We start from the raw sequence: 18,689 nt of genomic DNA on the forward strand, positions 1-18,689 counted from the left end.
GTGCGGTAGTGGGGATGATTCGTGTCCGCGCGAGCCATCGGCGAGCGCGGTTCACCGCGAGCGAGGCGAAGCCGAGCGAGCGGTTCTTTTTAGTCCAGGTTTTTGGTCGGGGGTTGAGCGCGAGCGAACGCAGTGAGCGAGCGCGATGCCCCCGACCAAAAAAGTGGGGTTCTACCACCAGTAATCGCCGATCAGTTGCAGCAGCAGTGCCTGGCCGAACACCGCCACGGCGAGGAGTGCCCGCCGGGCCCGCGAGGCGTTCGTCGCGCGGAGTGCGGCGGCGACCGGGAGGAGGAGGAACGGATAGAGAAAGAGCACGCCACGGGCGGTCTCGCCGGTGTGATAGACGCCGCCGGCGAACAGGCCCAGGATCGAGGCCAGGGCAGCGCCGAACAGCACGAGCGGTTCACGATCGCGCGTGCTGAGGCCGCGTGCGCCCCGCCAGAGAACGCGCGTGCCGGCGATCGCGAGCAGACCCAGGTAGGGTGTGAAGAACAGCGCGATCTCGGCGACGTCCTCGATGCGCGTGTAGAGATAGCGCAGCGGTTCGGCGAACAGGAGGAAGCCGCCGGGGTTCTGCTGTTGGGAGGCGGCGGCGAACGAATCGAGGTAGTTGAACTCGAAGACGACCGCGAGCAGGGTGTAGGCACCGAGCAATCCGATGAGCACGACCACGAACGGGCGGCGTTTCGCGGGGCGGATGGCCGCGAACGCGGCGAGCACGGGGAGGATGAAGACGAAGACGAACGTCTGTGTCGAGGCGATGAAGACGCAGGCAAGCGTACCGAGCGCCGCGAGGAGCGGCGACTCGCGCGTGAAGCAGTAGATCGCCCCGAGCATCGCGACCGTGATGACGATGTCGAGCGTCGTCAGCGCGTAGATCTGGACGGCCGGCAGGAGGACGAACAGGAAGGTCGTGAACTGTGCGACGTCGCGCGGGTAGTACGTCTCGAGCAGCTGAAAGAGGAGCAGCGCCGCGAGCGCGAGCGAGAGCGTACCGACGACGAGCGAGACCGCGAGCGACGACGGAAGGAGCACCTCGAAGAGATAGAAGGTGAACACTGCCCCTGGTGGGTGGGTGCGCGCGTGTAACGGGAGGCTCAGCTGTTGCTGTTCGAACGTTTCGAGGAATCGGATCGGATCGACGACGGTGACGGCGGCCTCGTAGTAGCCGCCGGGGTCGGCGATGCCGATGGCCGCCCGCTCGTAGCTGCCCGGTGCAGAGAGCGGCCTGAGCAATCCCGGTCCAACGCCGTGGGTGAGCGTCGTCAGCACGAGAAGAGCGATGCCGGCAACGATGACCGGTACGACGGAGTTACGGTCGGTACGGAGCAGATAGACGGTCGCGACGAGGAAGACCACGATCGCCACGATGGCGAGGATCGGCGCGTCGGGCAGGGGAATCCGCTCGATGCGGAGGGTGAACTTGCTGAGCGGCCAGAACTTCGGAATCCGTGTGTTCGCGCCGAGTAGCTGGCGATCGACGAACTTGATGAGGACGTTGCAGAAGACGACCGTGGTGAGCGTCACCCAGCCGATCACGAGAACACGTCGGAGCGAGAAGAGGCCGGCGAAGTGACGTGTGGAGTCGGTACCGCCGGTCATGCACGTCCATCCAGCCGACGGCGCTTAGGTGCTTTCGTCCGCGCCGGATGGGTGGTGGAGTCAGGCCTCGGTACCGGGACCCTCAGTTTCGGCGTCGTACTCCCAGTAGCCGTTTTCGCGCATCGTGTCACCGACCTGCTGATGCATCGTCTGGATGTCCTCGATTTCGTCGCTGTCGACGTTATCGAAGATCTCCGCCAGGCTGACGACCCGCTCGTGATTCAGACGAATGGGGTCGTCGCCGTGTTCGTCGATGAACGCCGAGACGTCGAGCGGGAAGTCATCGTGCTCGTCGACCTTCTTCGCGATGACTGCCTGTCCGTACTTGCGCATCCCTTCGCTCCCTTCCTCGCCGTCGGGGTCGTGGGGCCAGTCGGCCATGTATCAAACCCGGTCGGTCGCCGCAAAAGCGTTGCTGCTCGCTATTGTGTTAGTAATTCAGTCGTCACGAGAAACGCGATGGGGATGAGATTCGAACCACGGTCGTTTCACTCACTCCGTTCGCTCCACTCTCTGCTTCGAATTCCACCGTACTCGTTTCACTCGCTCACGCGGTTGCTCGCGCACGAAGCGCTCGCAGGATGGTTCGCTCGGAAACGGTGGGGATGGGATTCGAACCCATGAGGCCATCGGCCACCTGTTTTCAAGACAGGCGCAATCGTCCACTCTGCCACCCCACCACAGCCACGACTATCTCCGCGGACGTCTAAGGGCTGTCGGTGTCCGCTTTCCGCAACGAGAGGTCGCCGTCTGCCTCGACGAGCGTCAGGTCCAGATCGTCGAGACACGCGGCAGTATGCTGGGGCACCTCGCGACCGGCTCGGTCACGCGCACGGACGAGCGCGAGCGCGCCCGTGAGGTCCGTGCCCGTCTCGATCACGGAAGTCATCGGTCCGTAATCGACGTCGAGCCCGGCATCGTTCGCGCGCGCGGTGAGCGTCTCGACCGCCGGTGGCGTGTAGGCATCCTCGAAGTCGATCGGCGTGGAGAAGCCGGCGGCGTAGACCCGGCCTTCCGAGGTGGGACCGAGCACGACCTCGCTCCGGCGGAGCTTCATCATCAGCCCGTCGATGACGCCGCGCGTGAGGAACGGAGCGGTCGGCTCGACGGCCATCGCCGAACTCTCCTCCTCGCTTTCGAGCAGATGCGTGATCGTGTTGCCGACGCGCCCCGCGAACGTCGAGCCGGCTTGCGTCTCGTAGCGCACGCCATCCGGGTTCTCGAGCGCGGCATCGGCGAGTGCGCGCAGTTCCGACTCGGGATCGCCGGACTCGTCGGGGCGGTAGTTGACGAGCAGGTCGCTCGCGCTCGTCTCGACGGCGCGGAACACGTCGGCGCACATCGCGGCGTAGAGGTCGGCGGTCTCGCCCTCGGTGAGCGACATCGACGCTGCGAGGTCGGCCAGCACGCCCTCGTTCGGCGCATCACAGAGGACGGCGACGGTGGTCATGGACGCACTCGGCGCGCGGCGCTCTTGAACGGCGTGGCTCGCCCGTCCGATCGCGGGGTTTATTCACACTGGCGCTGTCACTCGCTCTCACGCATGAACCTCGATCCCGATCGTACCGACGATGACGAACGCGACGAACGACCACGGAGTGCCTGAGATGTGGCTCTCACGGCTGCTCGCCGGACTCGTCACCCTGCTCGTCGCCATTGCAGCAATCGGTAGCCTCGTCGTCCTCGTGCTGAATGCGCTCGCGCCGAGCGCGGTCGCCGTGCTGGCGACGGTAGCTGTACTCGCACTGGTCGTCGTCGCCCTCGTCGGGATGAGCGCCGTCGGTGCGCGCTCGCGGCGATGGCTGTCGAACCCCTACTGGTAAGATCAGTCCTCTGTCGGTTCGGCGCTCGTCGGCGCGTCGGGATCGTTCTCGGGACTACTCGGGTGGTAGTCGGTGTCGTATTCGCCCACGTCGCCGTCCAGGCGATCGGGGTTGACGCGCCCGGCGAGCAGCATGAAATCGACCATCGTGAGCGCGGCCATCGCCTCGACGACGGGGACGCCACGCGGCGGGAGCACGGGGTCGTGACGGCCGATGACCTGCGCTTCCTTCTCCTCGCCCGTCTCCCAGTCGACGGTGGTCTGCTTCTGCGGGATCGAGGTCGGTGCGTGGAGGGTGACCTCGCCGCGGATCGGCTGGCCGGTCGTGATCCCACCCTGGAGCCCGCCGTGGTCGTTGCCGACGGGTATCGGATTGCCATCGTCGTCGAACTCCCAGTCCTCGTTGCGTTCGCTGCCGCGATAGCGCCGGGCTTCTCGTCCGAGCCCGAATTCAAAGCCCGTCGCGGCGGGCACGCTCAGCATCGCCTGCCCGAGTCGCGCCGGCACCGAGTCGAACCGTGGCGCACCGAGCCCACGGGGCGCACCCCGGATTGCGAACTCGATGGCACCGCCGATCGAGTCGCCCTCCTCCTGGTATTCGTCGATGCGCTCGCGCATTCGTTCGGCCGTTTCCGGGTGAGCACATCGGATTTCGTTCTCCTCGGCGTGCTCCCCCATCGCCTCGAAGCTCACGTCGGGAGCTTCGATCTCGCCGATCTGGTTGACGTGCGCCCGGATCTCGACGCCCTCGTTTGCGAGAATTTGCTTGGCGATCGCGCCCGCCGCGACCCAGTTGGCCGTCTCGCGGGCCGACGAGCGCCCGCCGCCGCCCCAGTTCCTGGTGCCGAATTTCGCCGAGTAGGTGAAGTCGCCGTGTGAGGGTCGCGGCGCGGTGATGAACGGCTCGTACTTGCCCGAGCGGGCGTCCTTGTTCTGGATGACCATCCCGATCGGCGTTCCGGTCGTATAGCCGTCCTGCGTGCCGCTCTTGATCGAAACGGCGTCGGGCTCGCCGCGACTGGTCGTGATCTGTGACTGGCCAGGTTTGCGCCGGTCGAGCTCGTGCTGGACGTCTTCCTCGTCGAGTTCCAGCCCCGCGGGACAGCCCGAAACCGTGACACCCATCGCCTCGCCGTGGCTCTCGCCGAAGGTCGTGGCCCGGAAGAGCCGACCGAACTCGTTGCCGTTCATGGCTTCGCGTTGGCGCGCAGGGATTTGAACCCACTTTTTTTGGGGGGGGGGGGGGCCCCCCCCCCCCCCCACCACTCCTCGCAAAAACCTGGACTAAAAACACCTGCTCACTCGGCCTCCGGCCTCGTTCGCAGTGAACCGCGCTCACTACGTTCGCGCGGATACGAACACCCCCACAAACCGCCCGCCTCCGCCGAAGCCCTCGCATCCCTTGGGATGCTCGCCCTTCATCCACCAGGACCGCCCGCCCCGCTCCGCTGCAATCGCCCCACAAGCACTGTCGTTTCAGTTGAGGGTCACGTCGGCACCAGCATCGGAGAGTATGGCGAAAAAATCCGGAAACGAGACGTCGACGTGGTCCGCGCCGACGACGGTGGTCGTCCCGTCGGCGACCAGCCCGGCGATCGCGAGTGCCATCACGATCCGATGATCACCTCGACCATCGACACGCGCGCCCTGGAGGGCCGAGTCGTCGCCGTGGATCGTGAGCGAATCCTCGCGCTCGGTGACGGTCGCACCCATCGTTTCGAGTTCGTCGGCCATCGCACTCACGCGATCGGTCTCCTTGTACCGGACGTGTTCGGCGTTCACGAGTCGCGTCTCGCCGTCGGCCGCGGCCCCGAGGACCGCGAGCGTCGGCAGGAGATCGGGCGTATCGCCGACGTCGATCTCGACGCCCGAGAGCGGCGAGCGCGCGATCGAGATCGTGCCAGCGTCGCGCTCCCACGCGATCTCCGCGCCCATCCGGTCGAGGATCTCGACGATGGCGCTGTCGCCCTGCGCACTCGGACGTGCACCCTCCACGGTGAGTTCATCATCGGCGGCGAGCGCGCCGGCGGCGAGCAGATAGGAAATCGACGAGAAGTCACCGGGCACTCGATACTCGCCGCCCGCATCGTAGGCCTGCCCGCCCGCGACCGCGAAACCCTCTCCTTCGTTCTCGGTCTCGACGCCGAAGTCGGCGAGCAACTCGCGGGTGATTTCGACGTACGGCGATGACTTCAGTTCCGTTTCGAGATCGATCTCGATCCCCGACTCGGAGCGCGCACCGGCCATCAGGAGCGCGGTCACGAACTGTGAGGAGACGTCGCCGGGCATCGAAACCCGCCCACCCTCCATCGGTCCGCCGACGACCAATGGGGCCTGGCCGTTCGCGCGCGTGCTCTCCGCACGCCCACCCAGCTCCTCGATCGCAGCGAGCAGCGGCCCGTGCGGGCGCGAGCGCAGCGATCCGTCGCCGGTGAGCACCGTCAGCCCCTCGGCGAGCGCTGCCGTCGCCGTGACGAGACGCATCGTCGTCCCGCTGTTGGCACAGTCGACGACATTGGCTGGTGTCTCTGGATGGCCGAACCCCTCCACCGTGATATGCTCACTGTCGTCCGCGAGCCCCTCGACACGCCCGCCGAACGCCTCGACGGCCCTCGCCGTCGCGCGCGTGTCGGCGGAGACGAGCGGCCGCTCGATCCGCGTAGTGCCATCGCCGTAGCCCGCCGCCAGGATCGCCCGGTGGGTGTAGCTCTTCGACGGCGGTGCTCTGACCGTGCCGCTCACGCGCGAACTCCCGATGTCGGCGTTCATACCCGCCCCTCGGACGGCGGGGCTATCAGACTGCCGGACCTCCACTTTTTTACTCGTCGGGTGCGCGCGGAGCGCGCACCACTCTCTGCTCGCGGGCGTGCGAGGCGGCTTCGCCGCCTCGAACTCGCGGCGCTACGCGCCGCGCATGGCCCGCTCGCACGGTATGAGGGACCGGAGGTCCCTCACTACTCGCAAAAACCTGGACTAAAAAGGACCGCTCGCTCCCGACGGTCGCTCACGGTGAACCGCGCTCACGTTCGTTCGCGCGGACGGTTCATTCACAGCACCGCACCAACGACGCCCACATACCTCCCCAGCCGATTCGCTCCGCTCACTTCGTTCGCGTCGCTCATCCCTCGCACAATGTTCATGCTCGGTGCTCACTTCGTTCGCACACGAGCGCGAGCGCGCGCCACAGCAACCGCCAGCGACGCATCGTCCATCGTGATTCACGCGCTCGCCTCAACTGGTCCCATCGGGTGCGTCGACGCCGATGGGGGTCGGAGTTCGGGGGTCGGCACCCTCGCTGACGTAGATGGCGCTGTTGATGAGACCGAGATGGCTGAACGCCTGCGGGAAATTACCCCGCTGTTCGCCGGTCTCTCCGTCGACCTGCTCGGCGAACAGGCCGAGCGAGGTCGCGTGTTCGAGCACGTCCGTGTAGAGTTCGCGGGCCTCCTCGCGACGGCCAGCCAGCGCGAGCGCGTCGACCAGCCAGAACGAACAGAGTACGAACGGGTTCTCCTCGCCGTCAAGCCCGTCGTCGGTGTCGTAACGATAGACGAGTCCCTCGTCGGTCGCGAGATGGTCCTGGACCGCCTCGATCGTCCCGAGAATCCGGTCGTCGTCGGGTTCGAGAAAGCCGACGACCGGCAGGCGAAGCAGCGAGGCGTCGACGTTGTCGGTCTCGAACGAGCGGGTGAAACTTCCCATCTCCTCGTCGTAGCCCTCGTCGAGCACGCGCTCTTCGATCTCGGCGCGGACGGCCTCCCACTCGTCGGTCGGGGCCTCGTAGTCGGTCGCCTCGGCCATCGTCAGCGCCCGATCGATGGCCGCCCAGCACATCACCTTCGAGTAGACGAACTGCTTGGGATCGACGCGGTCCTCCCAGATGCCGTAGCCCGGTTCGTCCCAGACCTCGCAGACGTGATCGACGACATCCCTGACGACCCTCCAGTTTGCCTCGGAGAGAGTTTCGCTATACTGGGTCGTCTCGTGGATCGCCAAGACGAGTTCGCCGTAAACGTCGAGCTGACGCTGGTCGCCCGCCGCGTTGCCGATGCGCACTGGTGAGGAATGACGATAGCCTTCGAGATGGTCGAGCTCTTCCTCCTCAGGAATCTCCTCGCCGTCGACCCCATAAAACGGCTGTTCGACCCGACCGGACTCTCCCTCGGCGATCCTGGAGAGACACTCCTCGAAGAAGTCCTCGACCTCCCCGGCGTGGCCGAGTTCGTGGAGCGCCTGCACGGTGAACGCCGCATCACGGATCCAGTTGAACCGGTAGTCCCAGTTGCGCTCGCCGCCGATCGTCTCCGGCAGCGAGGTCGTCGGCGCGGCGGCGATGGCGCTGGTCTCGCGGCGCATCAACAGCTTGAGCACGAGTTCGGAACGGATGACGAGCTCGTGCCACGGCCCGTAGAACAGACAGCGCTCTGAGTCCGTACAGTGGTGCACCCAGCCCTTCCAGAACTGGGTCGTCGCCTCCAGCATCGCCGCCGCTTCCTCGTCGTCGATCCGTTCGCGCTCGCCGTACTGGCAGACGAACCAGACGGCATCGCCCTCGTCGAGCGTGACGGTCCCCGTCGCCGTCCCGTTCTCGGCGTCGAAGGCGATCGAGCTCCGACAGAACAGTTCCTCGTCGTTGCCGGTCGCGAGCACGCCACCGTCGACCGCCTCGACGATCGTCTCGGCGCGCGCGTAGTCGAATCGAGGGGCGAACTCGATGTCGAGTTCGATCGAACCCTCCCCGCACTCGACGCGTCGATAGAGGGCGTGCTCGGCGATATCCAGAGTCTGCTGCTCGCCGACGACCGGCATGAAGTCGGTGAGGGTCGCCGTACCGGATTCGGTCGTAAAGGAGGTTTCGAGCACGTTCGTCCGCTCGACGTACTCCTGATCGCTCTCGAACTCGCCGGTGGGCTGGATCGCGAACTGGCCGCCGACCTCGGGATCCAGGATACCGGCGAAGATGCTCGACGATTCGATATGTGGGAGACACCACCAGTCGACCGTCCCGTCGCGCCCGACCAGCGCGCAGGTTTCGAGGTTGCCGACGATGCCGTAGTCGCCGATCGGAAGGAAATCCATACCGAGGGCTACGGTGGCGGCCACATAACGCTCCCGCCCGTGAGACGCCATCGTTTTGTCGGCTACACCCGAACGTCCGTTATGGATCCGGATCTCTCCGCGCTCGACGCGGAGCTCGCCGACTGCGACGCCGATGGCTACCTGCTCGATGCCGACGGCGACGACCCCGACCAGCGCTATCTCTCCGGGTTCGTCGCACCCGACCCGTTCGTGACGCTCTACAACGGCGACACCCACCTCCTGGTGTCGGCGCTTGAATACGGCCGTGCGAAAACCGAGAGCCGCGCCGCGACCGTCTCCCGACACGCCGACTACGCCGACGACGCCGGCGGGCGCGAGGCAGGTACCGAGATGCTCGGACGCTTTCTCGACGACCACGACGTCGACTCGCTGCTCGTCCCGGAGCGGTTCCCGGTCGGGACCGCCGACGGGCTCCGCGAGCAGGGCATCGACGTGACCGCCGAGGACGACGGGATCCTCGTCGACATCCGCGCGGTCAAGACCGACGAGGAGATCGAGAACGTCAGGGACGCCCAGCAGGTCAACGAGCGTGCGATGGTCGCCGCCGAGAACGCCATCCAAGGAGCCGACGTCGAGGACGGCCGACTCGTCGCCGACGGCGAACCACTCACTTCCGAGCGCGTCAAGACCACCGTCGAGACGACGCTGCTCCAGCACGGCTACACCTCTGGCGAGACGATCGTCGCCGGCGGTGCCGACGCCGCCGACCCGCACAACGACGGCAGCGGTCCCCTCGCCGCCGGCGAGCCGATCATCGTCGACATCTTCCCGAAGAGCAGTTCGACTGGCTATCACGCCGACATGACCAGGACGTTCGTGAAGGGCGAACCAAGCGAACGCGCCGAGGAGTGGTACGACCTCTCGAAGGAGGCGCTCGACGCGGCGCTCGACGTCGTCGAACCCGGCACGACCGGCGAGGAGGTCCACGACGCGGTCTGTGACGTCTACGAGGACGCCGGCGAGCCGACCCTGCGCGACGACCCCGAAACTGAGACGGGATTCATCCACGGGACGGGTCATGGCGTCGGGCTCGCAGTCCACGAGCTGCCGAGCCTGAGCTTCGAGGGTGGCGAGCTCGAAGCGGGCAACGTCATCACGATCGAGCCCGGGCTCTACGACCCGGAGGTCGGGGGCGTGCGCGTCGAGGACTTCGTGCTCGTCACCGACGACGGCTACGAGAACCTCACCGACTACCCGAAACGACTCCGCGTCGAGTAGTCGAGATCACTCGAAGGGGCTTTTGCCAGCCGCTCGCAACGGCGCACAATGACCCTTCTCGTCGTCGGCGCGGGCACGATGGGCGAGTGGTTCGCCCGCACGCTCGCCGAAACGACCACAGTCACCCTCACCGACACCGATCCCGAGAGAGCCGCCGCAGTCGCCGACCGCCTCGACGCGCGGTCGGTGGCGCTCGACACCGACGAACGGTTCGACACCGTCTGTTTCGCCGTGCCGATGCCGGCAGTCGAAGCGGCCGTCGCCGAGCACGCGCCGAAGGCCGAGCGCGCCGTGATCGACGTCACCGGGAGCATGGCCGAACCGCTCGCGGCGATGCGAACACACGCACCCGATCGCGAGCGACTGAGCCTGCATCCCCTCTTCGCGCCCGAAAACGCCCCCGGCCGGATCGCGACGGTCGCCGACGCGACCGGCCCGGCGACCGACGAGGTTCGCACGGCGCTGGCCGCCGAAAACGAACCCTTCGAGACGACATCCGACGAACATGATAGTGCGATGGAGACGGTCCAGGCTGGCGCGCACGCGGCCGTGCTCGCCTACGCGCTCGCAGCCGAGGACGTCCGCGAGGAGTTTCACACGCCCGTCTCCGGCCCGCTCGACGACCTCGCGAGCCAGGTACTGTCGGGATCACCGCGGGTCTACGCCGAGATCCAGGAGCGGTTCGACGGCGCAGAGGCGGTCGCCGAGGCCGCGGAGCGCATCGCCACGGCCGACGGGGCGGGTATCGAGGAGCTGTACCGCGAGGCGCGCGAGCGACGATGAACGACGACCAGCGTGCGGCGATCCGTGCGAACGCGAACTATCTCCGGGAGGTGCGCCCGATCGACCCCGAGGAGATCGACGAGTACGTTTCCGGCCAGCCACACCCTGCCGTCGTCCGCGAGGTGCTCCGCGAATCGGCCGCCGAGCTCGACCTCATCGAACGCGACGACGGCACGTTCGTCCCCGTCGCCGCGGAACCGATCGAAACCGAGTTCGCAGGTGTCGCGGCGCTGCCCGAACACCACGTCAGAGCGCTCGAAGACCTGCTCGTCGACGAGTACGGGCCCGGCTGGCCGACGGGCGAGTCGGGCGAGCGCCTCCGCGAGCGGATTCGAGAAGTCAAGGAATCGTACTTCGCCGGCGAGTCGGTGCACTACGATCGCGAGACGGCGCTCGCCTACGCCATCTACCACCTGCCGGACTACTACGCGACCGTCCAGTACGTCCTCGCCGATCTCGCGCGTGACGGACTGCTACCGAAGGGGCTCCGCGTACTCGACGTGGGCGCCGGCGTCGGCGGACCGGCGCTCGGCCTCGCCGACTTCCTCCCTGACGACGCGCTCTGCGAGTACCACGCGGTCGAGCCGAGCGCCGCCGCGGACGTCTTGGAAACGCTGCTCGGTGCTACTGGGAAAAACTTCCACTCGACTGTGCATCACACGAGCGCCGAGGCGTTCGCTCCCGACGGCGAGTACGATCTGGTGTTGCTGGCGAACGTACTGAGCGAGCTCGACGACCCGACCGCGGTCGCGCAGCGGTATCTGGACGCGCTCGCACCCGACGGCTCGCTCGTCGCCATCGCACCCGCCGACCGCGAGACGTCGATCGGTCTTCGGGGAATCGAGCGCGCGCTCGTCGACGGTGAGCGCGCCTCCGGCGCGCGATCCTCGTCGGTCGAGCGAAGCGAGTCCGACGGTAGTCCGGCGACGGCGTACGCACCGACCGTCCGCCTCTGGCCCGGTCACGCACCGACCGACAGGGGCTGGTCGTTCGACGTGCAGGGCGATCTGGACGTGCCGCCCTTCCAGCGCCGCCTCGCCGAGACAGCCGGCGAGGGCGCGGCGTTCATCAACGTCGACGTCCAGTACTCGTATTCGATCCTTCGCCGGGACGGAGCGCGCCGCATCGAGTTCACGCCCGACTCGAACCGGGTGGCGAAAATGGCCGACAGCGAGCGCCACGTCTCCAGTCGAATCGACTGCATCGCCGCGAAACTCAGCCACTCGCTGTCCGACGGCAATCCCATATTCAAGATCAGCGACGGCAGCGAGGCGGTCGATCACTACGCCGTGCTCACCCGCGAAACGGCACTCAACCGGGAGCTCTCGGACGCGGACTACGGCGCGCTCCTGGCGTTCGAGAACGTGCTCGTGCTCTGGAACGACGACGAAGAGTCCTACAATTTCGTCGTCGACGACGAGACGATCGTCGACCGGATCCCCGTCTGAGCTACTCCGTCGACTCGTCGATCTCTGCCTGCAGCCGGGCACGCTGTTCCTGCTGTCGCTCGCGCCCATCGTGACCGAGGAGTTTCGAGAGCAGCGCCGGTCCCTTGTGGCTTCGCTGACCGGTTTCGTCCGGGCGTCCGTCGTCGCTCCCGCTCATGCTCCGAGATAGGTCACGATCGGGTAAAAAGCCACGCTCGCGGTGAGTGTGACGATCCCGACGACGAACAGCACCTGTGTGTAGAAGAGCAGGCGACCGTTGTCGGCGATGTCGGCGGCGTTGCTCTCGGTCCACGAGGCGAGTTCGACGAGAAAGTCAAGCTCCCAGTCGCCGTCGTCGCCCGTCGCCAGCGAGACGGCGTATGCGCCGCTCGGCCCGACCACGAGGTCCGATTCACCGTAGGTGAGCACGCCGACGATGGCCGAGAGAACGAGTGCGAGTACCCCCACGGCGGCGAGCAACGGCTGGAACGTGACGGCCGCGAGACCGGCTGCCGGAACGACGACGCCGAGCAGGAGCGCCGTGATGCGTACTGTACGCAGCGCCTTGTCGTCGATGTCGTCCATCACGGACTGCTGGCTGTCGAGGACGTCCCGAAGTTCGCGGTAGACGGTCTCGCGGCGCTTGCTCGACCAGCCCCGGCGCGGTGCGTCGGATCCCTCGCTCATCCGTTCGTTCTCGCACAGCGAAGCGATGGCCCTTAACGGTGCGCTTTTGCGCTGGGCCACCGCAGACCGACCATGCAGATCCTGCTGACGAACGACGACGGCATCGAGAGCACGGGGATCGCCGTGCTGGCCGATGCGCTCGCCGCTCACGGCGAGGTGACGGTCGTCGCGCCCGCCGAGGACCAGAGCGCCGTCGGGCGCACGCTCTCCGATCGCGTCGTCGTCGAGGAGCACGACCTCGGCTACGCCGTCGACGGAACGCCCGCCGACTGCGTGGTCGCGGGTCTCGGTTCGCTCCGTCCCGATGCCGATCTCGTGGTTTCGGGCTGCAATCAGGGCGCGAACCTCGGCGAGTACACGCTCGGGCGCTCGGGGACGATCAGCGCCGCCGTCGAGGCGACCTTCTTCGACGTTCCGGCGATCGCCGTCTCGCTGTACGTCCCCGGTGGCGACATCGACTTCCGCGAGTACGTCGCCCGCGAGGACGAGTACGACGAGGCCGTCCGGGCGACGAGCCATCTCGTGACGAACGCGCTCGGCGACGGGATCTTCGAGCGGGCGGACTATCTGAACGTCAACGCACCAACCTCGGCGGCCACCGACGGCGAACATGGCGAGATGGAGATCACCTACCCATCGGAGGTCTACCAGCTGACCGCCGTCGGCGACGACGGCGATCTCACGCTCCGGGATCACATCTGGCAACGGATGGCCGACGGGACGATCCCCGATCCGGAGGGCACCGATCGCCGGGCGGTCTTCGAGGGGCGCGTGAGCGTCTCCCCGTTGACCGCACCACACACGACCGAAGCCCACGACGCACTCAGCGCGGTCGCCGAATCGTACGGGCGGTAGTTCGAGCCAGCGTTACTCCGTATCGAGCAGTCCGTAGTGGCCCGGTTCGTCGTCGCTTTCGGGATCGCCGAAACAGAGTTCGTCGGCGTTCGTGACCAACCACGGGATCGCCCAGTCGAGCAGGATACCCTCGGTCTCGATGTCGAGTTCGGTGTCGGGCTCCAATCCTTGCAAGAGGCGAGCGATCTCGTAGACGGTGTACATCACGTCGGGATCGAGCACGTCGGCCGGTTTGCGGAACTCGAAAGGGCGCAACCGATCGAAGGAGGATTTCTGGCGCGGCATACCGGCGATAGGCCGGAACGGCCTAAATCCTCGGCGGTGTTGGACTCGATCAGTCCGCCAGCGAGCTATCGACATCGTAGTTCGGGTGCTGGCCCGGCGGGCGACCCCGATAGAACGCCACGACCAGCCACAATGCGCCGCCGAGCGCACTCGCGATCGCCGCCAGCGGGTAGGAGATCGTGACGTACGTCGCCGCGTAGACGAACCAGACGAGCGCCGTCGGGACGCTCGTCTCACGCGGAACGGTCGAGCCGCTATCGAGGAGCACGGGCAGTGTGAACGCGATCTGGAAGACTGTTGCACCGAGAAAAACCATCTCAGCAGCGACCATACGATATCGCCGTCCGCCCGGTCCGTATTTTTCACGGTTCGATATCGGTGCGAGGCGACTGTGCGATACGAGGGCAGGGAGTAGCATGTGGTGCGGCCGCGGTACGGTTTTCACTACGTTTTTGGCCGGCTTCGCTCGTCGTCGACTCGCTCAGCCGGCCAAAAAGTAGAATGGACTCGTCGGGATTCGAACCCGAGGCCTTCTCCTTGCGAAGGAGACGATCTACCACTGATCTACGAGCCCGCACCCACTATTATCCGGGCGGTCCGCTTGTATGTTGTGTTTGTCCGCGATGCCGACTCGTCCCCAGAACGCCGAGGCGACCGGCGAGCAGCCCGAGCAGGAAGCCGGTGAAATGCGCTACGAGCGCCACGCCCGGCGCGCCCGTCAGCAGCGTGACGACGACCGCGAGCAGCGCGAACAGCACGAGCTGGGTGCGCCGGCGCAGACGGAGCACGTCGAGCACCGAACTCGACACCGGGTTGGCGGCGACGAGATAACCGAGAAAGGCGAAGATCGCACCGCTCGCACCGAGCACACGGCTACCGGGCAACAGCGTGATCTGGGCGAGCCCCGAGAGCGCGCCGGCCGCGACGAAGAAGGCGTGATAGCGCGCGGTCGTCGTGAACGACTCGACGATCAACCCCACGAGGAGGAGCATGGTCGCGTTGCCGAGCAGATGGGCCAGGCTGCCGTGGGCGTAGATGCTCGTCAGTAGCGTCCACGGCCGGAGCGGGACGGTCGGCCCGAGTACGAAGAAAAAGCCCATCGCGCCGAGCAGCCCGGCGACCTGCTGACCGAGAAAGACGACGGCCATCACCGTGAGCGTCTGGACGGTCGGACTGCCCCCGAGACGAGCCATACGCCCCACTCACGGCTGGGGATGGAAAGCGTTACGGGTGAAAAACCGGCGAACGGCTCAGTCTTCGAGGACGATCTCGATGCTGACGTCGTTTGGCACCTGAATGCGCATGAGCTGGCGGAGCGCACGCTCGTCGGCGTCGAGATCGATCAGCCGTTTGTGGACGCGCATCTCCCAGTGCTCCCAGGTCGCAGTCCCCTCGCCGTCGGGCGATTTCCGTGCCGGAACTTCGAGTTCCTTCGTCGGCAGTGGGATCGGCCCGCTGAGGTTGACCCCGGTCTTGGTGGCGATCTCGCGGACGTCGTCGCAGATGTCGTCCAGATCCTCGGGGCTGGTGCCGGCGAGGCGGACGCGCGCCTGCTGCATTATGCTTCGTCGACCGAGAGCACTTTGCCAGCGGCGATGGTCTGACCCATGTCGCGGATGGCGAAGCTCCCGAGTTCGGGGATCTCGCCCGATGGCTCGATGCTGAGCGGTTTCTGCGGGCGCACGGTGACGACGGCGGCGTCACCCGACTGGATGAAGTCGGGATCCTCCTCGGCGACCTCGCCGCTTGCCGGGTCGATCTTCGAGTCGATCGACTCGATCGTGCAGGCGACCTGTGTCGTGTGGGCGTGGAACACGGGCGTGTAGCCCGAGGTGATCACGCTCGGATGCTGCATCACGACGACCTGTGCCTGGAACGTCTCGGCGACCGTCGGCGGGTCGTCGGCCGGCCCACAGACGTCACCGCGGCGGATGTCGTCCTTGCCGATGCCGCGGACGTTGAAGCCGACGTTGTCGCCCGGCTCGGCGTTGGGGACTTCCTCGTGGTGCATCTCGACGGTCTTGACCTCGCCGCCGACGTCGCTCGGCTGGAAGGAGACGTTGTTCCCGGTCTCCAGAACACCGGTCTCGACGCGGCCGACGGGCACAGTACCGATGCCCGAGATGGTGTAGACGTCCTGGATCGGCAGCCGCAGCGGTGCGTCCGTCGGCGGCTGGGGCTCGGGGAGGTCGTTGAGTGCCTCCAGCACCGTCTCGCCGTCGTACCACGGCGTGTCGTCGGAGCTGTCGGCGATGTTGTCGCCCTCGAACGCCGACACCGGGATGAAGCCCGCGTTGTCGGTGTCGAAGCTGACCTGATCGAGCAGGCCCTTGACTTCCTCGACGGCCTCGTCGTAGCGGTTCTCCTCGTAGTCGACGAGGTCCATCTTGTTGACCGCGATGATGAGCTCGTTGATACCCAGCGTGCGGGCGAGGAAGACGTGCTCCTGGGTCTGGGGCTGGACGCCGTCGTCCGCCGCGACGACGAGCACGGCGTTGTCGGCCTGGCTCGCGCCCGTGATCATGTTCTTCACGAAGTCGCGGTGGCCAGGGGTGTCGACGATGGTGAAGTAGTATTCGTCCGTGTCGAACTCCTGGTGGGCGATATCGATCGTGACACCGCGCTCTCGCTCTTCGGCGAGGTTGTCCATCACGTAGGCGAACTCGAAGCCACCCTTGCCCTGTTCTTCGGCTTCCTCCTTGTGCTGCTCGATGACGTGCTCGGGAACGTTCCCCGTCTCGTAGAGGAGTCGTCCGACGAGCGTGCTCTTACCGTGGTCGACGTGGCCGATGACGGCCAAGTTCTGGTGTGGTTTGTCTGCCATTGGTGTCTCACGCGCAGTGGCGCTATGTCGGATGGTTACTGTGGTTTCAGTTAAAACGATTACGATACCGCACGCAGCGAATCGGGCGCACACGGGCGATTCGACCCGATTGTCGACGGTTTCGGTCTCGACTCAGGGCAGTCGGCCGACATCGGCGAGCACCGCCGACGCCGTCGCCCGCCCGCCCGCACCGCGCCCGCTGAGGTTCAACTGTCCGGCGTGGCGCGTCTCCAGCTGGACGATGTTCTGGGTGCCCGTCACCGCGAGCGTCCCGTGCTCGGGGACGAGTCGCGGGCCGACGCGAACGGTGGGATCCTCGCCGTCAGTGACTTCACCGACGAGCCGCACCGTGCGCCCGTCCTCGCTCGCAAGGTCGAGCGCGCTCGGGGTGAGTCGCGTGATCCCCTCGACCTGCGCGTCGTCGAGGGTCACGTCGCCGTCGCCGAGCACGTTCGCGAGGATGACGCACTTGAGCGCGGCGTCGGTGCCCTCGACGTCGAAGGTGGGGTCGGTTTCGGCCACACCGAGATCCTGGGCCTCGGCGAGGACGTGCTCGTAATCGAGGCCCTCGGCGCTCATCCGCGAGAGGACGAAGTTCGCCGTCCCGTTGAGAACGCCACGGACCGCCGTCACGTCCGCCGAACCGAGATCGGCGATCGTCGAGAGGATCGGGATCGCCCCGCCGACCGTCGCCTCGAACAGGACAGTCCCTGCACTGTCGCGCTCCGCGGCGCGGAGATCGCCGTAGCGCTCGGCGACCGGTCCCTTGTTCGCCAGCACGACGTGTGCGTCGCGGGCGAGCGCGCGCTCGGCGTGGGAGAAGCCGGGTTCGGCGTCGCCGAGCGTCGTCGGCGTGGCCTCAACGAGGACGTCGTAGTCGCCGGCGAGCGCGCGCTCCCGATCGCCCGAACCGACGCTGCCACGCTCGGCTTTCCGATCGAGAACGGTTTCGACGTCGAGACCGCTCTCGTCGACGGCGGCACTCGTCGAGTCGGCGATGGCGGTCACGCGATGGCCGTAGCTTCCGGCGAGTTCGCAGACCGCGCGTCCGACCGCGCCACACCCGGCGACAGCGAGGTTCATCGATCGCCCCCCGCGAGCGGCTCGACGAGATGAAGGCCCTTCTCGTCGGCGAGTTCGCGAACGGTGTCGAGTGCGCGCTCGCGCTGGCCGGTCTCGGTCGCGAGTCGGAGTCGCGCGCTCGACGGTTCGTCGGTGCCCGCCGGTGCCGAGAGCGCGACGTCGGCCACGGCGGCGTTCGCCTGCTCGACGCGCGAGAGCGTATCCGAGAGGTCGGTCTCGACGAGATCGCCGACGAGCACGACCGAGAGCTCCTCGCCGTAGCGCTCCGCGCCCGCCCGGATGACGTTGACGCCGGCCTCGCGGAGCGCGCTCACGATCGTCTCGAAGCGCTCGGGCGTCGCCTCCAGATCGACCTCGACGGGGATGTGGCCGCGCGGCGTGAGCGAGCCGCGCTCGTGAAAGATCGAGAGCAGATTACCGCCGTTGTCGGCGATGGGTGCGAGCGCGCGGAGCAGCTCGCCGGGTTCGTCGACGAGTTCGAGGCGCACGGTGTAGGCCGAGCGCGATTCCGACGCGTCGCTCATCGCCTCACTCCCGTCGGCCGCTCGACTCGATGCATACCACGCTGTCACACAGCGGCAGTGATAAACACCAGCGTTTCCGCTCGCGTCCGAACCGTTTAGGCCGCCGGCGCTGCTATCGGCCGCATGTCCGTCGCCTATCAGATCGTGGACGTGCTCATCGCGGGGATGGTCGCCGGCCTCTCGGCGTTCGTCCTCAGCGCCATCACGCCGCGATTTTCCGTCACCATCGGCGTGATCCTCGCGAGCATGTACTACTTCTCGCGCAACCCCTGGGGCTCCCAGAACGGTGACGATCTCAACCGCCGAATAGACGATCTCTACGAGCGCTACCTGCCGTTCTGAGCGGATCGAGCCGCCGCGGCGGCTGCGGCCGCGGTGCGGTTGCGGCGCGGTGGTGGTTTGCGATTCCTGGCGGATGAAGGGCGAGGGAGCGAGTGGAACGAGCGACTGAGGGCTTCTGCGGTGCTGTGCGGTTT

Annotated in this window: 21 protein-coding genes and 2 tRNA genes; 6 read left to right on the forward strand and 17 right to left on the reverse strand. The window is 66.8% G+C overall.

Going from position 1 to position 18,689, the window contains the following annotated elements; all coding sequences use genetic code 11:
* Nucleotides 1-171: 171 nt before the first annotated feature.
* The 4 genes from NO363_RS10715 to NO363_RS10730 form a co-directional block, all read right to left on the reverse strand.
* Nucleotides 172-1,605 (reverse strand): hypothetical protein, encoded by a 1,434-nt coding sequence (locus tag NO363_RS10715; RefSeq protein WP_256685007.1) that lies wholly within the window; start codon nucleotides 1,603-1,605, stop codon nucleotides 172-174.
* A 60-nt stretch (nucleotides 1,606-1,665) separates the two neighbouring features.
* Entirely contained in the window at nucleotides 1,666-1,986 is a 321-nt protein-coding gene (locus NO363_RS10720; protein WP_256685008.1) for a DUF5785 family protein, read from the reverse strand.
* A 216-nt stretch (nucleotides 1,987-2,202) separates the two neighbouring features.
* Nucleotides 2,203-2,285: transfer RNA gene (locus NO363_RS10725), tRNA-Ser, on the reverse strand.
* Between the two features lie 26 nt (nucleotides 2,286-2,311).
* Entirely contained in the window at nucleotides 2,312-3,055 is a 744-nt protein-coding gene (locus tag NO363_RS10730; RefSeq protein WP_256685009.1) for a hypothetical protein, read from the reverse strand.
* A 121-nt stretch (nucleotides 3,056-3,176) separates the two neighbouring features.
* On the opposite strand from NO363_RS10730, the gene NO363_RS10735 reads away from it, so the two are divergent.
* Nucleotides 3,177-3,428 carry a hypothetical protein gene (locus tag NO363_RS10735; protein ID WP_256685010.1) on the forward strand — a complete coding sequence of 84 codons (252 nt, stop codon included), beginning with the start codon at nucleotides 3,177-3,179 and terminating at the stop codon, nucleotides 3,426-3,428.
* 2 nt (nucleotides 3,429-3,430) lie between these two features.
* On the opposite strand, the gene aroC is transcribed toward NO363_RS10735, so the two are convergent.
* The 3 genes from aroC to NO363_RS10750 form a co-directional block, all read right to left on the reverse strand.
* On the reverse strand, nucleotides 3,431-4,618 hold the full coding sequence (aroC, locus tag NO363_RS10740; protein WP_256685011.1) for a chorismate synthase: 1,188 nt from the start codon (nucleotides 4,616-4,618) through the stop codon (nucleotides 3,431-3,433).
* Between the two features lie 285 nt (nucleotides 4,619-4,903).
* On the reverse strand, nucleotides 4,904-6,196 hold the full coding sequence (aroA, locus tag NO363_RS10745) for a 3-phosphoshikimate 1-carboxyvinyltransferase (RefSeq protein WP_256685012.1): 1,293 nt from the start codon (nucleotides 6,194-6,196) through the stop codon (nucleotides 4,904-4,906).
* Nucleotides 6,197-6,658: 462 nt separating this feature from the next.
* On the reverse strand, nucleotides 6,659-8,506 hold the full coding sequence (locus NO363_RS10750) for a glycoside hydrolase family 15 protein (protein WP_256685013.1): 1,848 nt from the start codon (nucleotides 8,504-8,506) through the stop codon (nucleotides 6,659-6,661).
* Between the two features lie 81 nt (nucleotides 8,507-8,587).
* Here NO363_RS10750 and NO363_RS10755 point away from each other — a divergent pair, with 81 nt between their 5' ends.
* Genes NO363_RS10755 through NO363_RS10765 form a run of 3 tightly spaced genes read left to right on the forward strand, consistent with a single transcriptional unit; the run spans nucleotide 8,588 to nucleotide 11,976 of the window.
* Complete coding sequence (locus NO363_RS10755) at nucleotides 8,588-9,745, forward strand: M24 family metallopeptidase (RefSeq protein ID WP_256685014.1); 1,158 nt, start codon at nucleotides 8,588-8,590, stop codon at nucleotides 9,743-9,745.
* Between the two features lie 48 nt (nucleotides 9,746-9,793).
* Nucleotides 9,794-10,528: a prephenate dehydrogenase/arogenate dehydrogenase family protein gene (locus tag NO363_RS10760; RefSeq protein ID WP_256685015.1), complete on the forward strand. Its 735-nt coding sequence runs from the start codon at nucleotides 9,794-9,796 to the stop codon at nucleotides 10,526-10,528.
* The gene (locus NO363_RS10765) at nucleotides 10,525-11,976 is read left to right on the forward strand and encodes a small ribosomal subunit Rsm22 family protein (RefSeq protein ID WP_256685016.1); all 1,452 of its coding nucleotides are present in this window, start codon (nucleotides 10,525-10,527) and stop codon (nucleotides 11,974-11,976) included. The genes NO363_RS10760 and NO363_RS10765 overlap by 4 nt, the downstream gene beginning before the upstream one ends.
* Nucleotide 11,977: 1 nt before the next feature.
* Here the strand turns inward: NO363_RS10765 and NO363_RS10770 are convergent, their stop codons facing one another.
* Both NO363_RS10770 and NO363_RS10775 read right to left on the reverse strand, forming a co-directional pair.
* Nucleotides 11,978-12,133 carry a hypothetical protein gene (locus NO363_RS10770; protein ID WP_256685017.1) on the reverse strand — a complete coding sequence of 52 codons (156 nt, stop codon included), beginning with the start codon at nucleotides 12,131-12,133 and terminating at the stop codon, nucleotides 11,978-11,980.
* Nucleotides 12,130-12,642 (reverse strand): hypothetical protein, encoded by a 513-nt coding sequence (locus NO363_RS10775; protein ID WP_256685018.1) that lies wholly within the window; start codon nucleotides 12,640-12,642, stop codon nucleotides 12,130-12,132. Before NO363_RS10775 ends, NO363_RS10770 begins: the two co-directional genes overlap by 4 nt.
* A 72-nt stretch (nucleotides 12,643-12,714) precedes the next feature.
* On the opposite strand from NO363_RS10775, the gene surE reads away from it, so the two are divergent.
* Nucleotides 12,715-13,497 (forward strand): 5'/3'-nucleotidase SurE, encoded by a 783-nt coding sequence (surE, locus tag NO363_RS10780; protein ID WP_256685019.1) that lies wholly within the window; start codon nucleotides 12,715-12,717, stop codon nucleotides 13,495-13,497.
* Between the two features lie 12 nt (nucleotides 13,498-13,509).
* Here surE and NO363_RS10785 read toward each other — a convergent pair whose 3' ends face one another.
* The 8 genes from NO363_RS10785 to NO363_RS10820 form a co-directional block, all read right to left on the reverse strand.
* Entirely contained in the window at nucleotides 13,510-13,782 is a 273-nt protein-coding gene (locus tag NO363_RS10785) for a DUF5827 family protein (RefSeq protein ID WP_256685020.1), read from the reverse strand.
* 49 nt (nucleotides 13,783-13,831) lie between these two features.
* Nucleotides 13,832-14,113, reverse strand: a complete 282-nt coding sequence (locus tag NO363_RS10790) for a hypothetical protein (RefSeq protein ID WP_256685021.1) — start codon at nucleotides 14,111-14,113, stop codon at nucleotides 13,832-13,834.
* 171 nt (nucleotides 14,114-14,284) lie between these two features.
* Nucleotides 14,285-14,356 (reverse strand) — tRNA-Ala (locus NO363_RS10795).
* Nucleotides 14,357-14,366: 10 nt separating this feature from the next.
* Nucleotides 14,367-14,975: a rhomboid family intramembrane serine protease gene (locus NO363_RS10800; protein ID WP_256685022.1), complete on the reverse strand. Its 609-nt coding sequence runs from the start codon at nucleotides 14,973-14,975 to the stop codon at nucleotides 14,367-14,369.
* 57 nt (nucleotides 14,976-15,032) lie between these two features.
* Nucleotides 15,033-15,344: a 30S ribosomal protein S10 gene (gene rpsJ / locus NO363_RS10805; protein WP_204365460.1), complete on the reverse strand. Its 312-nt coding sequence runs from the start codon at nucleotides 15,342-15,344 to the stop codon at nucleotides 15,033-15,035.
* The gene (gene tuf, locus NO363_RS10810; protein WP_256685023.1) at nucleotides 15,341-16,606 is read right to left on the reverse strand and encodes a translation elongation factor EF-1 subunit alpha; all 1,266 of its coding nucleotides are present in this window, start codon (nucleotides 16,604-16,606) and stop codon (nucleotides 15,341-15,343) included. Before tuf ends, rpsJ begins: the two co-directional genes overlap by 4 nt.
* A 132-nt stretch (nucleotides 16,607-16,738) precedes the next feature.
* Nucleotides 16,739-17,689 carry a homoserine dehydrogenase gene (locus NO363_RS10815; RefSeq protein ID WP_256685026.1) on the reverse strand — a complete coding sequence of 317 codons (951 nt, stop codon included), beginning with the start codon at nucleotides 17,687-17,689 and terminating at the stop codon, nucleotides 16,739-16,741.
* Nucleotides 17,686-18,213 (reverse strand): amino acid-binding protein, encoded by a 528-nt coding sequence (locus tag NO363_RS10820; protein WP_256685027.1) that lies wholly within the window; start codon nucleotides 18,211-18,213, stop codon nucleotides 17,686-17,688. The genes NO363_RS10815 and NO363_RS10820 overlap by 4 nt, the downstream gene beginning before the upstream one ends.
* Nucleotides 18,214-18,336: 123 nt before the next feature.
* On the opposite strand from NO363_RS10820, the gene NO363_RS10825 reads away from it, so the two are divergent.
* On the forward strand, nucleotides 18,337-18,555 hold the full coding sequence (locus NO363_RS10825; protein WP_256685028.1) for a hypothetical protein: 219 nt from the start codon (nucleotides 18,337-18,339) through the stop codon (nucleotides 18,553-18,555).
* Nucleotides 18,556-18,689: the final 134 nt, after the last annotated feature.

Source organism: Halococcus qingdaonensis, assembly GCF_024508235.1.
In the GTDB taxonomy this organism is placed as follows: domain Archaea; phylum Halobacteriota; class Halobacteria; order Halobacteriales; family Halococcaceae; genus Halococcus; species Halococcus qingdaonensis.

Bases quoted from the DNA above. Each gene is read 5' to 3' on its own strand.
- NO363_RS10765 (WP_256685016.1), top strand. From the start codon at position 10,525: ATGAACGACGACCAGCGTGCGGCGATCCGTGCGAACGCGAACTATCTC.
- NO363_RS10735 (WP_256685010.1), top strand. From the start codon at position 3,177: ATGACGAACGCGACGAACGACCACGGAGTGCCTGAGATGTGGCTCTCA.
- NO363_RS10785 (WP_256685020.1), bottom strand. From the start codon at position 13,782: ATGCCGCGCCAGAAATCCTCCTTCGATCGGTTGCGCCCTTTCGAGTTC.
- NO363_RS10720 (WP_256685008.1), bottom strand. From the start codon at position 1,986: ATGGCCGACTGGCCCCACGACCCCGACGGCGAGGAAGGGAGCGAAGGG.
- NO363_RS10750 (WP_256685013.1), bottom strand. From the start codon at position 8,506: ATGGATTTCCTTCCGATCGGCGACTACGGCATCGTCGGCAACCTCGAA.
- tuf (WP_256685023.1), bottom strand. From the start codon at position 16,606: ATGGCAGACAAACCACACCAGAACTTGGCCGTCATCGGCCACGTCGAC.
- surE (WP_256685019.1), top strand. From the start codon at position 12,715: ATGCAGATCCTGCTGACGAACGACGACGGCATCGAGAGCACGGGGATC.
- NO363_RS10775 (WP_256685018.1), bottom strand. From the start codon at position 12,642: ATGAGCGAGGGATCCGACGCACCGCGCCGGGGCTGGTCGAGCAAGCGC.
- NO363_RS10770 (WP_256685017.1), bottom strand. From the start codon at position 12,133: ATGAGCGGGAGCGACGACGGACGCCCGGACGAAACCGGTCAGCGAAGC.
- NO363_RS10760 (WP_256685015.1), top strand. From the start codon at position 9,794: ATGACCCTTCTCGTCGTCGGCGCGGGCACGATGGGCGAGTGGTTCGCC.
- aroA (WP_256685012.1), bottom strand. From the start codon at position 6,196: ATGAACGCCGACATCGGGAGTTCGCGCGTGAGCGGCACGGTCAGAGCA.
- NO363_RS10730 (WP_256685009.1), bottom strand. From the start codon at position 3,055: ATGACCACCGTCGCCGTCCTCTGTGATGCGCCGAACGAGGGCGTGCTG.
- NO363_RS10790 (WP_256685021.1), bottom strand. From the start codon at position 14,113: ATGGTCGCTGCTGAGATGGTTTTTCTCGGTGCAACAGTCTTCCAGATC.
- NO363_RS10715 (WP_256685007.1), bottom strand. From the start codon at position 1,605: ATGACCGGCGGTACCGACTCCACACGTCACTTCGCCGGCCTCTTCTCG.
- aroC (WP_256685011.1), bottom strand. From the start codon at position 4,618: ATGAACGGCAACGAGTTCGGTCGGCTCTTCCGGGCCACGACCTTCGGC.
- NO363_RS10815 (WP_256685026.1), bottom strand. From the start codon at position 17,689: ATGAACCTCGCTGTCGCCGGGTGTGGCGCGGTCGGACGCGCGGTCTGC.
- NO363_RS10820 (WP_256685027.1), bottom strand. From the start codon at position 18,213: ATGAGCGACGCGTCGGAATCGCGCTCGGCCTACACCGTGCGCCTCGAA.
- NO363_RS10755 (WP_256685014.1), top strand. From the start codon at position 8,588: ATGGATCCGGATCTCTCCGCGCTCGACGCGGAGCTCGCCGACTGCGAC.
- NO363_RS10800 (WP_256685022.1), bottom strand. From the start codon at position 14,975: ATGGCTCGTCTCGGGGGCAGTCCGACCGTCCAGACGCTCACGGTGATG.
- NO363_RS10825 (WP_256685028.1), top strand. From the start codon at position 18,337: ATGTCCGTCGCCTATCAGATCGTGGACGTGCTCATCGCGGGGATGGTC.